Genomic DNA, 14478 nt, shown 5'->3' on the forward strand with positions numbered 1-14478 from the left:
AAAAAAATACTAAAGGAGAAGTTCCGCAAAGAGATAAACATCAATCGTTACGTCTTAAGTTAAACCTTAAATAAATAATTCTGTAGAAATGATAATAATTGGTATGAATATAATTGCATGAAAGATATAAAATTTAAATTATACAAAATAAAGACGATGCGATATTCTTCGGCTGTTATATGCCTTTATTGTCACGTACTGCTTTTTTGTTGGTCCATTGCGAAACGTACTGATTTACCGACAAAGAAATTGACAAGCCCGAACAGATGTTCGGGCTTTTTTTTGCGTTCAGTCAGCGATTCCAGCAACCGGGTCAGTCGGTACTGGTCTTCTCGGCTTTACCTGCCAATTGCGCCAGGAAGTCATAGCGTTTTTGCAGATCCGCCGCGGCGTCTTTCCATAACTGCTCGGCCACGTCCGGTTGCTGCGCATTCAGGCGACGGAAACGCTGCTCGTTGAGCAATGTCTCCGCCAGCGCATCTGACGGTGGACGAGAGTCCAGCGCCAGCGGCAATTTGCCTTCATCCGCGCGGCGTGGGTCAAAGCGGTAGAGCGGCCAGAAGCCGGTCGCCGTCAACTGACGCATCTGATCGTGACTCAGCGCGAGGTCATAGCCGTGTTCTTCACACGGGCTGTAGGCGATGATCAACGACGGCCCAGGATACGCTTCCGCTTCCTGAATGGCCTTCACGGTCTGGTTGAGTTGTGCACCGAGCGAAATCTGCGCCACATAGACATGACCGTACATCATCATGCTGACGCCCAGATCTTTACGCGCCTTACGCTTACCGTGCTCGCCAAATTTCGTCACGGCACCGAGCGGCGTGGCTTTTGAGGCCTGACCGCCCGTGTTGGAGTAGCATTGCGTATCCAGCACCAGAATATTGACGTTTTCAGTCAGGCTCAGCACATGATCCAGCCCGCCGAAGCCAATATCGTAGGCCCAGCCGTCACCACCAATCAGCCAGATGGATTTTTCAACCAGCGCGTCGGCATCGGTGAGCAGTTCACTTGCGCCATCGACATCCTTCAGATGCTGACGCAGCGCGGCAACCTGCTCGCGACGCACTTCAGGCGTCGCTTCCGCATGCAGTGCATCGTTCAGTTCGGCCGGGATCCGATCGGCAAACTGTTCAAGCAGGCGCAGAACGCGTACCCGATGCTGATCGACCGTCAGCCGGAAGCCCAGACCGAATTCCGCGTTATCCTCAAACAGCGAGTTTGCCCACGCCGGGCCGCGACCATGGATATCGGTGGTGTAAGGTGTGGAAGGCAGGTTACCGCCGTAAATAGACGAACAACCGGTGGCGTTGGCGATCAGCATTCTGTCACCGTAGAGCTGGGTCAGTAGCTTGATATACGGCGTTTCGCCACAGCCGGAACAGGCACCGGAATACTCAAACAGCGGCGTAATCAGCTGCGACGTACGGATATCGATGCGCTCAAGTTTACTGCGGTCAATTTCCGGCAGACTGAGGAAGAAGTCATAATTCACTTTCTCTTCTTCTACGTGTTCAAGGCGGGACATCATATTGATGGCCTTGATTTCCGGATCCTGACGGTCCTTCGCCGGACAGACTTCCACGCACAGATTACAACCGGTGCAGTCTTCCGGCGCGACCTGCAGAACGTATTTTTGCCCGCGCATATCCCGTGATTTCACATCCAGCGAATGCAGGCTGGCAGGGGCGTTTTCCATCGCTTCCGGCGAGACCACTTTGGCACGAATTGCCGAGTGCGGGCAGGCAGCAACGCAGTGGTTACACTGGGTACACAGTTCTTCTTTCCAGATGGGGATCTCTTCGGCGATGTTGCGTTTTTCCCAGCGCGTAGTGCCCATCGGCCACGTGCCGTCAGGCGGTAACGCCGAAACGGGAAGGGCGTCGCCGAGGCCCGCGAGCATGGCTGCGGTGACCGTTTTTACAAAGTCAGGTGCGGCGTCAGATACCACCGGAGGACGGTTGGCGCTGTGCGGATCAACCGCCTGCAGCGGCACCTCAGCAACGGATTCTCGCGCCAGCGCCAGTGCCTGCCAGTTGCGTTCTACCAGGTCCTGACCTTTACTGCTATAGCTTTTGGCAATCGCGCCCTGAAGCTCAACCAGCGCGCTGTCACCCGGCAGGATTTGTGTCAGATGGAAAAACGCCATCTGCATGACGGTGTTAATACGCGCCGCCAGTCCACATTCACGGGCGATTTTCACCGCATTAATGACGTAAAAACGCGCTTTCTTCTGGTTCAGTACCGCCTGTACTTCCTGCGGCAACCGTGACCAGACCTCATCGGCGGGATATGGCGTATTCAGCAGGAAAATACCACCGGGCTTCAGACGCTCAGCCATCTGGTACTTGTCGATAAACTGCAACTGATGGCAGCCGACAAAATCGGCCTGAGAGATCAGGTAAGCGGAACGGATCGGCTGTTCACTCACGCGCAGGTGAGAAACCGTCAGACCGCCGGCCTTTTTGGAGTCGTAAACGAAGTAACCCTGGGCATACCACGGCGTCGAATTACCGATGATCTTGATGTTGTTTTTGGTTGCCGAAACACTGCCGTCGCTGCCGAGGCCGTAAAACAGCGCTTCCAGTTTGGCCGTCGCCGGCAGGGTGTTATCAGGCAGCGGCAGCGACAGGTTAGTCACATCATCGTAGATACCAACGGTAAAGCGCGGTTTGGGTTTGGCGTGGCTCAATTCATTAAAGACCGACAGCACGCAGTCCGGACCAAACTCTTTTGACGAAAGGCCATAGCGGCCGCCAATCACGCGCGGCAACGTTTCGCGTTCGCCGCAGTTGAAGGCTTCCGCCAGCGCGGTCATCACGTCGAGATACAGCGGCTCGGCCTGGGCACCCGGTTCTTTGGTTCGATCGAGCACGGCAACCGCGCGAACGGATTCAGGCAAAGCCCGCAGCAGATGTTTAGCCGAGAAGGGGCGGAACAGACGGACTTTCAGCACCCCGACTTTCTCGCCGCGCGTCAGCAGTTCGTCGACCACCTCTTCGCTGGTGCCGATGGCGGAGCCCATCAGAATGATGACCCGTTCGGCCTGCGGATAACCGTAGTATTCGAACGGCTGATACTGACGACCAGTTGCCGCGGCGAAGTCATTCATTGCCTGTTCGACGTGGTCATATACCGCGTCATACCACGGGTTGGTTGCCTCTCGGGACTGGAAGTAGGTGTCCGGATTCGCTGAGGTGCCGCGGATCACCGGGTGTTCCGGATTGAGCGCCCGCGCACGGTGCGCCTCAATTTCAGCCTGTGGCATCAGGCCGCGAATGGTGTCATCCGCGAGCGGGATGATTTTGTTGATTTCATGCGATGTGCGGAAACCATCAAAGAAATGAATAAAGGGAACCCGACTCTTCAGGGTGGCGATTTGCGAGATCAGCGCAAAGTCCTGCGCTTCCTGTACGCTCGCCGCGCACAGCATGGCGCAGCCGGTCTGGCGGACGGCCATGACGTCAGAATGATCGCCAAAAATAGACAGCGCGTGGGTTGCCACAGTACGCGCGGCGACATGCAGTACAAAGGGGGTTAACTGTCCCGCCAGTTTGTACAGCGTGGGGATCATCAGCAGTAACCCCTGTGAAGAGGTAAAGGAGGTAGCTAGCGCGCCGGTTTGCAGCGCACCGTGAACGGTAGCAATAGCACCGCCTTCCGACTGCATTTCGACGACACGCGGCGTATCCCCCCAGACATTTTTTAGCCCGTTGCCTGCCCAGGCATCTGCCTGTTCAGCCATCGTTGAACTGGGCGTAATGGGGTAGATGGCGATAACTTCACTGGTACGAAACGCCACCGAAGCGACTGCACCATTACCGTCAATTGTTTGCATATGACACCCTTACATTGCGCAAAAAAAGAGGGACGCAGGAAACAACTTAGCGCCCTGATAGTTATTCCTTAAGTATAGGGCTTTCCTGTATTCCCTTGAAGTTGTGCTGCTTTCGAGTGCACAAATTGACACAAGGATCGCAAAAATAGCGACCGTTTTATTACGTACCAACAAAGACTGGGTTGTATATTTAATTGTGTATTTTTGTTGCTAATTGGTTATTGGTTGCGGGAGATGAGCGAAATTTTTCTTACTCTCCGCGATAATTTTATCGCTGGAATAACAATAAAAAATACTTTGTCCAAAAATGGATTGGGATTCTCTTTGAGGATTTCCTTAATGAATTTATTATCTTCGCTGTCGTCATCACGATGTAAATTTCTTAATAAGGTTTTTTAAGTTCGGTATCCGGTAGCCCACGTCTATACTGGGCGCTGTTCAGAACAAGAGAGCCTGAAAATCTTCAGGTCACTGAATGTCGATAATCTCTATTTAATCGCGAATACGCGTTATAACAACAATGACTCTTTTATCTATCCCTATAGATAACTCTTTTTCGTGCGCAAAAAGTCTGGATGTGTCCATGTATTTAATTGTTTTGATTAGGTTATGTTTCGAATATTATTGCTCGCTTTACTTATTTCCGTCTCGTCGTCGTCATTTGCCATGGTGAAAAGCCAGGTTAAAAACATAGGTTTCAATACCGTATCTCATCTGACTTATTCTGAAGGGTACTTTTCGCAAGCACCTGTTCCGAATAAGAAAGCGCAACTTAAGCGTCGCATTATGAGTGAATTTGCCGCGTGGAGAGGAACCGATTACCAATGGGGGGGAGATAGCCGCAGAGGAATTGATTGTTCCGCATTCACGCGCAGAATCATCGCGTCGGTGATCAACAGACGTTTACCGCGAACGGCGCTGGAACAAAGTCATACCGGTCATCCTGTCAGCCAGCGTGAACTCAAAGTCGGCGATCTGGTGTTCTTTAAAACGGAGCCGAACGTGCATCATGTTGGCGTCTATATCGGCAATGACTCCTTTATTCATGCGTCCAGTTCGCAGGGTGTGACGCTGTCACATTTGTCGAATCAGTACTGGCAGGCGCATTATTTGACCGCGCGTCGGGTAAGCGCATAACGGCAGAACAGGTCAGTAGGATCAAAAACCGCGTGAAAAAGCGCAATAAAATGCGGCGAGGCCGCATAAATGCGCGTTTTGGCTCTCGACGCGACGGATTCGGATGCCTATTATTAGTGCGGCTTGTTTACGCTTACAGAATATGAGGGGAGTCAAATGCGCGCAGCGTTTTGGGTAGGATGTGCCGCGTTATTATTGTCGGCTTGCAGCAGTGACAATGAACCTGTTCAGCAGGCGACAGCAGCGCACGTCGCACCGGGTTTAAAAGCGGCGATGACCAGTTCCGGTGAGGCCAATTGCGCCATGATTGGCGGTTCACTTTCCGTTGCTCGTCAGTTGGATGGATCGGCAATCGGCATGTGCGCGCTTCCCAACGGCAAACGTTGCAGCGAACAATCCCTCGCCGCGGGAAGCTGTGGTAGCTACTAAGCTTCCATTACTGCACTAAATCGGCAAGTTTATAGCTTAACGAATGCTCCGCGGTGGCCAGGGTGAGCTGGTTCGCGGTCAGGTCGACCTGTGCGCCTTGTTTCAGCATCGTGCTGAGGGTGTTATCCAGCTCGCTGAGCTGGGGATCGGCGCACATCATACGGGTCATCGCCATCTCTTTTACCTTCAATGCGCCGTCAGAGAGTGATGCCTGACCGTTGAAGCGATTGCACATATTGCCGGAAATCGTCATCTTTTCGCCAAAGCTCAGCTCAAGCGGATGGCCCGTTGCACCGATCGGTTTACCGTCCACACTCTCCAGAACAAAGCGATGATGCTGCAATTGCTCGCGGCTAACCGACACTTTTCCATTACTGACACAACCTGCTATCAGCAGGCTCAGCGCAACCAGCGCTATGACCTTCTTCATGTTAGTTCTCTGCATTAAAACCGTATTTACCACCGACAGCATACCGATCTTATTGCCAGTGGCTTTGGGGAAATTCTGAAATGCCCTCCTGAAAACAGGAGGGCGACGGGATCAGAACAGGGCGTTAGGACTGGTTTCTCCGTTCGCTAACTGCCGCAAATTCTGTAACGTAGTCTCAGAAATGCTGGTCAGCGCTTCCGCGGTCAGGAAGGCCTGATGCCCGGTGAACAGCACGTTATGACAGGCGGACAAGCGACGGAAAACATCATCCTGGATAACGTCATTCGACTTATCTTCGAAGAACAGATCGCGTTCGTTTTCGTAAACATCCATCCCCAGGGAACCAATTTTCTGATTTTTCAGCGCCTCAATCGCAGCCTGAGAATCGATCAGCGCACCGCGACTGGTGTTGATGACCATCACGCCGTTTTTCATCTGATCAAACGCTGCATGGTTCAGCAGGTGATAGTTTTCCGGTGTTAACGGGCAGTGTAGCGAAATCACATCGGATTCGGCGAACAGCGTCGGCAGGTCAACATATTCCACGCCGAGTTCAAGCGCAGCGGCGCTGGGATAGGGATCAAACGCCAGCAGACGCATGCCAAAACCTTTCAGAATACGCAGGGCGGCGATGCCAATCTTCCCGGTACCAATTACGCCCGCTGTTTTTCCGTGCATAGTGAAACCCGTTAACCCTTCCAGAGAGAAGTTGGCATCGCGGGTACGCTGGTAAGCGCGGTGAATACGGCGGTTGAGGGTCATCATCATGCCCACCGCGTGTTCCGCGACGGCTTCAGGAGAATAGGCCGGGACGCGAACGACCTGCAGACCAAGCTCTTTTGCCGCATCCAGATCGACGTTATTGAAACCCGCACAGCGCAGCGCAATATACTTAACGCCATGATTTTTCAGCTCTTCGAGTACCGGGCGACTGCCATCATCGTTCACGAAGATACAAACGGCTTCACAACCATGTGCGGTTTTTGCCGTTTTCTCCGTCAACAGAAAATCAAAGAATTCAAGCTCAAAGCCAAAAGCCTCGTTAACCTGTTGCAGGTACTTCTTGTCGTACTGTTTTGTACTGTAGACGGCGAGTTTCATAAGACTTTCTCCAGTGATATTGAATCACAGTTATCTAATTCAAATTATTCTACAAAATATAAAATATCATTGAAAGTGATACGTATAATGAATAATTCTAGAGCATCTATCGGTTATGCATCCATCATACTAAATTTTAACAACTTTCTTAAGCATATGACTTCTGTGGCGCATCCTGGGGGCATAGCGGTTGACATGCGGTCATTCAGCACATCGACCTGATTCCTCTCTCAGCGCCACCTTGTGTCGGCCTCATCGGCCCTCTGTGTCAGCTATATGAGGACACGCTTTGGGAAAACCAACCGCATGGGTCAGTGAACATAAGAGGCTCTGTCATACTAAATCGCTTCGGTATTGTCTGGATTGGTATGCTAATTCACCGTTTGAAATTTTCAGTTTGCTTTAAAAATAGATAAATGTTCGGTTTGACAAACTTCATGTTTTTTATTCAATCATCCATGTTACCATTAATGATAATGGATATTTACATCGTTTATGTTAAGAGGCAGAAATGGATGATTTGATCTATCACTATACTTCTGAAAATACCTTTAAAAGCATGATGCAATCAAAAAGTATCTGGCTTACAGACTTGAGAAAGATGAATGATGACACTGAATATATTTTGGGCTTTAAAATCATAAGTGAATATATTAGAGAATTCTTTCCCATCTTGAGTGAAGAGGTTGCTAAGCTATCCCCAGAAAATATGGGCGATGATTTTATGATTCTTATTTCTTCGTTTTCTTTATCGGGAGACTCTCTCGGTATGTGGAGGGGATATGGTGACTTTGGCAGTGGGATCTCGTTTGGCGTAGAACATGCTGATATGTCTATGATTAATTTAGTAAACAGATACGTTGAGAAAGGAGGGCCTGTTTTCGGTAAGGTGATGTTTTTCGGGGTTATTTATAATGAAGATAATTTTAAAGAATGTTTGCGTAGTTATTTAGAGCATATAAGCAATCAGTATAGTAAAAATGATAAAGTGCATCAGTCAGTGGCTATTGGCAAACTTAAAACAGTCGTTGTAAGACTTTCTTCGCTATATAAGCATCATAGTTATTATGATGAACAAGAATTCAGAGGTCTTATTGAGGTTATGGGGAAAAACGATCCATATAAAATCTTAGAAAGAAGTACCTCCTTTGGTGAGGCTAAATATTATAAAATGGATCTTGCTGTTGGCGATTATATGCCAGTCAAAAAAGTAGTGCTTGGACCTAAGAATAAGACCACAAAAAATGACATGAAGGAGTATCTGAAATCCATTAATATCAATGGTGTCGATGTGATCAAGTCAGAAATCCCATTCAGGTAGTGAGCAACGGTTCGACCAGGTCTTCAGAACAGTGAGTTGCACGAGTGATTCTTTGTCGAAACTGATTTTGAAAACAAAGGAGTGTTACCTTGAACATCTATATTTACCCTAAAAGCAGATCGCTCAGAGTGCTCTGGACCCTTGAAGAAATTGGCGCAACGTATGAATCTATAAAAGTCGATCTCCTGAGTCCTGCTTCCGGAGTCAAATCACCGCATCCTTATAGAAAAGTCCCCTTTTTGACGGACGGAAACGTCTCTCTTAGCGAGACAATGGCAATATGTATTTACATCTGTGAGCAACATCCCGGAACATCTCTGTATCCCGAAAATTCGGCAGAAAAAGCGGCTGTTAATTCATGGATTAGCTTTGCCCTGACCGATCTGGAATCACCTGTCTGGAATTTACTGAAACAGAGAGTGTTAACGCCGGAAAATCTGCGCTCTACAGATTTAATGAACTACTTCGGAAATGAAGCAAGCAAAGTTCTCACCCAAATTCAATTTAATCCAGATTACGCATGGATTGCGGGAGACAACTTTACCCTGGCCGATATTTTTATATCTCATACGTTGCTATGGGCAAAAGCCTGTGGTTTAGAAATAGACAGGGAGGTAGACAGTTACATACTCAGAGCGATGAGCCGGCCTGCATTGCTGAGGGCACAGGAAAGGAATAATCGTTAAAGACTGCATTTGCCTAATCATACGGACCCCGAGACCGTCGGTTCAGGCGATTTCCGCTATCCCCTCTGGCCTCTGATTTTTACACCGCCGGGGCTTGGGGCAGGATTGAAGGCCATAGTTTGCTCGCTATTGCTCAATATCAGGCTTTAGATTTATCTGATAACCCACTGTAATTTATCTGACTTTCTGATTTTTAAGAGGGTGAAAAATTGTGTATGTCATCCCGGAGCATCTATTCTTAATCTGGGCATGTTTCACTAAACATGACACAATAACAGCCTAATTCGGCTTAATTTTTCGCTAAATCAGGATATTAACTGCCCATGAAGGGTAAATATAAAGCCGTTCTGGCGCTTCTGTTACTCGTGATCCTCGTGCCGCTGACGTTGGTGATGACGCTGGGGCTGTGGGTTCCCACGCTTGCGGGCATCTGGCTGCCGGTCGGAACGCGCATTGCGCTGGATGATAGCCCCCGATTCACGCGCCACGGTTTACATATTCCTGAGCTCCGCTATCTGGTTGATGATTGCCAGTTAGCCCGCATCAGCCAGGCCCGGTTGTCACATCCCAGTCGCTGGCAGTTGAACATTGGCACGCTTGAACTCGACTCCGCCTGTCTGGCAAAACTGCCGCAGGCGGAACAATCTCCCGCCGCGCCGCGTACGCTTGCCCAATGGCAGGCCATGCTGCCCAATACCTGGATAACTATCGACAACGTCATTCTTTCACCCTGGCAGGTGTGGCAGGGCAAACTGAACGTCTCGCTGAGCGCTTCGGTTCAGCAACTTCGTTATCAGGGCGACAAAGTGAAATTTCAAGGTCAACTGCGCGGTCAGACACTGACGGTAAGTGAGCTTGATGTCATGGCATTTGAAGGACAACCGCCGGTCAAACTGGTCGGTGAATTCACGATGCCGCTGGTGCCGGATGGACTGCCGGTGAGCGGGCACACCGTCGCTACGCTCAGTCTGCCGCAGGAGCCGTCGTTGGTCGATGCGGAACTGGAATGGCGTGAGAATGCCGGACAGTTGATCGTGATGGCGCGGGATAATGCCGATCCGCTGCTCGATCTGCCGTGGGAACTCACGCGCCAGCAGTTAACCATCAGCGACGGGCGCTGGTCGTGGCCTTATCAGGGCTTCCCCCTCAGCGGGCGTCTGGGCGTGAAGGTGGACAACTGGCAGGAAGGCATCGAGAAAGCAGCAATCAGTGGACGATTGAATGTGCTGACCCAGGGGGACGCGGGGAAAGGCAACGCGGTGCTTTCATTTGGGCCAGGAAAACTGAGCATGGACAACAGCGCGATGCCGCTGCAACTGACCGGTGAAGCCAAGCAGGATGATTTGGTTTTCTATGCCAGACTACCTGCCCAGTTGACCGGCAGCCTGACCGACCCGGAACTGGCGTTTGGTCCTGGCGCGCTGCTGCGTTCGCGCGGGCGGGTCATCGACTCGCTGGATATTGACGAAATCCGCTGGCCGCTGGCGGGCGTGAAGGTGACACAGCGCGGGGTGGATGGACGATTGCAGGCGATTCTGCGCGCTCATGAGAATCAGATGGGGGATTTTGTCCTGCACCTGGACGGTCTGGCGAATGATTTTCTGCCCGATGCAGGGCGCTGGCAGTGGCGCTACTGGGGCGAGGGAAGTTTTACCCCGATGCACGCTAAATGGGATGTGGCAGGCAAGGGCGAGTGGCATGACGACACGATCACGCTGACCGATTTGTCTACGGGATTTGACCAGCTTCAGTACGGCACCATGAAGGTTGAAACGCCCCGTCTGATCATGGATAAACCGGTTGAATGGGTGCGTGATGCGGCGCACCCTCGATTTAGCGGGGCGCTTTCGTTCGATGCTGGGGAAACCCATTTCTCCGGTGGTAGCGTCTTACCCCCCTCAACCCTTAAGTTCAGCGTGGAAGGGCGCGATCCGACATTTTTCCTGTTCAAAGGCGATTTACATGCCGGCGCGATCGGCCCCGTGAGGCTCAACGGTCGTTGGGATGGCCTGCGTTTACGCGGTCAGGCCTGGTGGCCAAAACAGTCGCTGGAGGTGTTCCAGCCGCTGGTGCCGCCGGAGTGGAAAATGAAACTACGCGAAGGTGAGCTGTATGCCCAGGTGGCGTTTTCAGCTGCAGCGGAACAGGGATTCGAGGCCGGCGGTCACGGCGTCTTAAAAGGCGGCAGCGCATGGATGCCGGATAACCAAATCAACGGCGTCGATTTCGTGCTGCCGTTCCGCTTTAGTGCGGGCGCGTGGCAACTGGGGACGCGCGGACCGGTTTCGCTGCGAATTGCTGAAGTGGTCAATCAGGTGACGGCCACGAATATCACCGCCGATCTGGAAGGGGCCTATCCGTGGAGTGAAGCGGATCCGCTGTTGCTCACGGATGTGAGTGTGGATGTATTGGGCGGCAAGGTTTCCATGCAACAACTGCGTATGCCGCAGCACGATCCGGCGCTGGTGCGGGTGCAAAACATCTCTTCAAGCGAACTTATCAGCGCGGTTAATCCGAAACAGTTTGCGATGTCCGGGCCGGTGAGCGGGGCGCTCCCTCTGTGGTTGAACAATGAAAAATGGATTATCAAAGACGGCTGGTTAACCAATCCCGGTCCGATGACGCTGCGTATCGATAAAGACACCGCAGATGCGGTGGTGAAAGATAACATGGCGGCAGGGGCGGCTATTAACTGGTTGCGATACATGGAGATTGCCCATTCATGGACCAAAATCAATTTAGACAATTTGGGGGTATTGACGATGCAGGCGCAGATCACCGGCAACAGCCGGGTGGATGGCAAGGTCGGCACGGTGAATCTCAACTATACCCATGAAGAGAATGTCTTTACGCTGTGGCGCAGTCTGCGCTTTGGCGACAATCTACAGGCATGGCTTGAACAAAACGCGGCGCTGCCGGAAAAAAACTGTCCGCAAGGCAAGGAATGTGAGGAACCCCAATGAAAACAATGATAGCCATGCTGGCGCTTCTTCCGCTGTGGTTAGTGACGGGCTGTACGCCGCGCATTGAAGTCGCGGCGCCAAAAGAGCCCATCACTATCAATATGAACGTCAAAATTGAGCATGAGATCCATATCAAAGTGGATAAGGACGTTGAAAGCCTGCTCAAATCCCGCAGCGACTTGTTCTGAGGTCATGATGAAAAGAACCTTAATCCTGGCGACGCTCATTCTGAGTTTGCTGAGTGGGAGCGCCCTGGCGCTGACGCTAAATGAGGCCAGAACCGAGGGCCGGGTCGGTGAGACGTACAGTGGCTATCTGGTGGCGCTGAAACAAGACGCGCAAACGCAGGCGCTGGTCAGGGATATCAATAAAGCGCGCAGCGTAAGTTATCAGCAGCTCGCGGAAAGCCATAATCTACCCGTTGATGAAGTGGCGAAAATGGCCGGACAGAAACTGGTTGAGCGTGCGAAACCAGGAGAATATGTCCAGGGCATTAACGGCAAGTGGTTACGTAAGTAATTCGTCGTATCTGCGATCTGCGGCTTTCCGTTTTGCTGGGTTGGGCGTAATAATTTGCAGGGTAAGTTTCTATACTCTCTTTTCTTACGCGCTATTCAGCAGAAGGGGCAGTTATGGCAAATCATGGTAAATCTGACACGTTTTCACTCGGTTCCCGGCAGGTTAAACGCTTAGGGTATGGAGCAATGCAACTCGCGGGGCCTGGGGTTTTTGGTCCACCGCGCGATCGTCATGTTGCATTGACGGTGCTTCGGGAAGCGATCGCACTGGGGGTCAACCATATTGATACCAGCGATTTTTACGGTCCGCACGTCACCAACCAAATCATTCGTGAAGCGCTGCATCCTTATCCGGACGATCTGGTGATTGTCACTAAAATCGGCGCTCGTCGTGGAGACGATGCCTCCTGGTTACCGGCGTTCTCACCCGAGGAACTCAGGCAGGCGGTTCACGATAATCTGCGCAACCTCGGTCTGGATGTGCTGGATGTCGTTAACTTACGCATTATGCTGGGCGACGGTCACGGCCCTCATGAAGGATCCATGGAGGAGAGTTTCAGCGTGCTGGCGGAGCTTCAGCAGCAGGGACTGGTCAAACACATCGGTCTGAGCAATGTGACCGCACGCCAGGTGGCGCAAGCGCGTAGCATGGCAGACATCGTTTGTGTGCAGAATGAATACAATATTGCCCATCGCCAGGATGATGCGTTAATCGACATACTGGCAGAAGACGGTATTGCTTACGTTCCCTTTTTCCCGCTGGGCGGGTTCACGCCGCTGCAATCCTCCACGCTCTCAGATGTGGCCGCGAGCCTCAATGCGACGCCGATGCAGGTAGCTCTGGCCTGGTTATTGCACCGTTCGCCAAATATTTTGCTGATACCCGGCACGTCGTCGGTGACGCATTTACATGAAAATATGGCCGCTGGCGATCTGATTCTTTCAACTGACGTGCTGGCGACGCTGGAGGGGATATCGAAAGAAGGACATACCGATGACTGAAAAAAGAGCAGCACAATGCCACTGCGGTGCCGTCAGATTTACCGTTCAGCTCAGTGACGGTTTTAATACGGTCCGGCGCTGTAATTGTTCATTTTGTCGGATGCGGGGAGCGGTGGTGGTCTCTGCGCCCCTGATGGGAATAGAGATTCTTACGGGAAAAGACAAACTCACGGAATATCGCTTCAATACCGGCACCGCCAGGCACTTCTTTTGTTCAGTGTGTGGGATTTATACCTTCCATCAACGCCGATCCAGCCCGAATCAATACGGGGTTAATGTGGCATGTGTTGAAAACGTGTCGCCGTTTGATTTTCCCTGTGTAGAAGTTACAGACGGAGTGAACCATCCGAGTGATGGTGTGAGTCAGGGAGTGGTGGGTTATTTACGCTATCAGAGCAAATAAAAAAACCTCCCGCCGGAGCGGGAGGGGAAGAACTTACGCGGCAACCACGCTATCGATGGCGGCTTTTGCGTCAGACTGCGCTTTAGACGCTACTTCCGGACCGTAGGCGATCCCTTCTGCGAACACGAAGTTCACGTCGGTGATGCCGATAAAGCCGAGGAAGACTTTCAGGTACGGCGCAATCAGGTCGGTCGGCGTATCTTTGTGGATACCGCCACGGCTGGAGAGGATCACCGCGCGTTTGCCGGTTACCAGACCTTCCGGACCTTTCTCGGTATAGCGGAACGTCACGCCGGCACGAGCAATCAGGTCGAAGTAGTTTTTCAGCTGCGTCGGGATGTTGAAGTTGTACATCGGCGCGGCGATAACAATCACGTCGTGCGCTTTCAGTTCAGCAATCAGCTCATCAGACAGCGCCAGCGCGTCCTGTTGACGAGGCGTCAGCGGCGCGTCGCTCGGGCGCAGGGCACCCACCAGTTCGCCATCCAGTACCGGGATTGGATTGGCAGCCAGGTCACGAACGGTGATTTCGTCAGCAGAGTGCTTTTCACGCCACTGTTCAACAAAATAATCAGACAACTGACCAGACTGAGAGTACCCTGCCAGAATACTGGATTTGAGAACTAATACCTTGCTCATGGGTGTTTCCT

Annotated in this window: 13 protein-coding genes; 9 read left to right on the forward strand and 4 right to left on the reverse strand. The window is 51.6% G+C overall.

Annotated features, from left to right (window positions below):
- Positions 1–313: 313 nt before the first annotated feature.
- Positions 314–3838, reverse strand: coding sequence for a pyruvate:ferredoxin (flavodoxin) oxidoreductase (gene nifJ, locus GBC03_16805; GenBank protein ID QFS71745.1), 3525 nt, complete (start codon positions 3836–3838; stop codon positions 314–316).
- Between the two features lie 666 nt (positions 3839–4504).
- Here nifJ and GBC03_16810 point away from each other — a divergent pair.
- Both GBC03_16810 and GBC03_16815 read left to right on the forward strand, forming a co-directional pair.
- On the forward strand, positions 4505–4975 hold the full coding sequence (locus tag GBC03_16810; protein ID QFS74036.1) for a glycoside hydrolase: 471 nt from the start codon (positions 4505–4507) through the stop codon (positions 4973–4975).
- A 156-nt stretch (positions 4976–5131) separates the two neighbouring features.
- Positions 5132–5404, forward strand: a complete 273-nt coding sequence (locus GBC03_16815) for a DUF333 domain-containing protein (protein ID QFS71746.1) — start codon at positions 5132–5134, stop codon at positions 5402–5404.
- A gap of 7 nt (positions 5405–5411) precedes the next feature.
- Here the strand turns inward: GBC03_16815 and hslJ are convergent, their stop codons facing one another.
- Both hslJ and GBC03_16825 read right to left on the reverse strand, forming a co-directional pair.
- Positions 5412–5834, reverse strand: a complete 423-nt coding sequence (hslJ, locus tag GBC03_16820; GenBank protein QFS71747.1) for a heat shock protein HslJ — start codon at positions 5832–5834, stop codon at positions 5412–5414.
- Between the two features lie 111 nt (positions 5835–5945).
- Entirely contained in the window at positions 5946–6935 is a 990-nt protein-coding gene (locus GBC03_16825; GenBank protein QFS71748.1) for a 2-hydroxyacid dehydrogenase, read from the reverse strand.
- 511 nt (positions 6936–7446) lie between these two features.
- Between GBC03_16825 and GBC03_16830 the strand changes: the two genes are divergently transcribed.
- The 7 genes from GBC03_16830 (at position 7447) to GBC03_16860 (ending at position 13828) form a co-directional block, all read left to right on the forward strand.
- On the forward strand, positions 7447–8256 hold the full coding sequence (locus GBC03_16830; GenBank protein ID QFS71749.1) for a DUF2971 domain-containing protein: 810 nt from the start codon (positions 7447–7449) through the stop codon (positions 8254–8256).
- An 89-nt stretch (positions 8257–8345) separates the two neighbouring features.
- The gene (locus GBC03_16835; GenBank protein QFS71750.1) at positions 8346–8942 is read left to right on the forward strand and encodes a glutathione S-transferase family protein; all 597 of its coding nucleotides are present in this window, start codon (positions 8346–8348) and stop codon (positions 8940–8942) included.
- Between the two features lie 323 nt (positions 8943–9265).
- On the forward strand, positions 9266–11905 hold the full coding sequence (locus GBC03_16840; GenBank protein QFS71751.1) for a YdbH family protein: 2640 nt from the start codon (positions 9266–9268) through the stop codon (positions 11903–11905).
- A complete protein-coding gene (locus GBC03_16845; protein QFS71752.1) occupies positions 11902–12093 on the forward strand; it encodes a YnbE family lipoprotein in 192 nt (63 codons plus the stop codon). Before GBC03_16840 ends, GBC03_16845 begins: the two co-directional genes overlap by 4 nt.
- A 7-nt stretch (positions 12094–12100) precedes the next feature.
- Positions 12101–12424, forward strand: coding sequence for a DUF1318 domain-containing protein (locus GBC03_16850; GenBank protein ID QFS74037.1), 324 nt, complete (start codon positions 12101–12103; stop codon positions 12422–12424).
- A gap of 113 nt (positions 12425–12537) precedes the next feature.
- Entirely contained in the window at positions 12538–13425 is an 888-nt protein-coding gene (locus GBC03_16855; protein ID QFS71753.1) for an oxidoreductase, read from the forward strand.
- Positions 13418–13828: a GFA family protein gene (locus GBC03_16860; protein ID QFS71754.1), complete on the forward strand. Its 411-nt coding sequence runs from the start codon at positions 13418–13420 to the stop codon at positions 13826–13828. The genes GBC03_16855 and GBC03_16860 overlap by 8 nt, the downstream gene beginning before the upstream one ends.
- A gap of 33 nt (positions 13829–13861) precedes the next feature.
- On the opposite strand, the gene GBC03_16865 is transcribed toward GBC03_16860, so the two are convergent.
- Complete coding sequence (locus GBC03_16865; GenBank protein QFS71755.1) at positions 13862–14467, reverse strand: FMN-dependent NADH-azoreductase; 606 nt, start codon at positions 14465–14467, stop codon at positions 13862–13864.
- Positions 14468–14478: the final 11 nt, after the last annotated feature.

The organism is Citrobacter telavivensis (genome assembly GCA_009363175.1).
Taxonomy (GTDB): domain Bacteria; phylum Pseudomonadota; class Gammaproteobacteria; order Enterobacterales; family Enterobacteriaceae; genus Citrobacter_A; species Citrobacter_A telavivensis.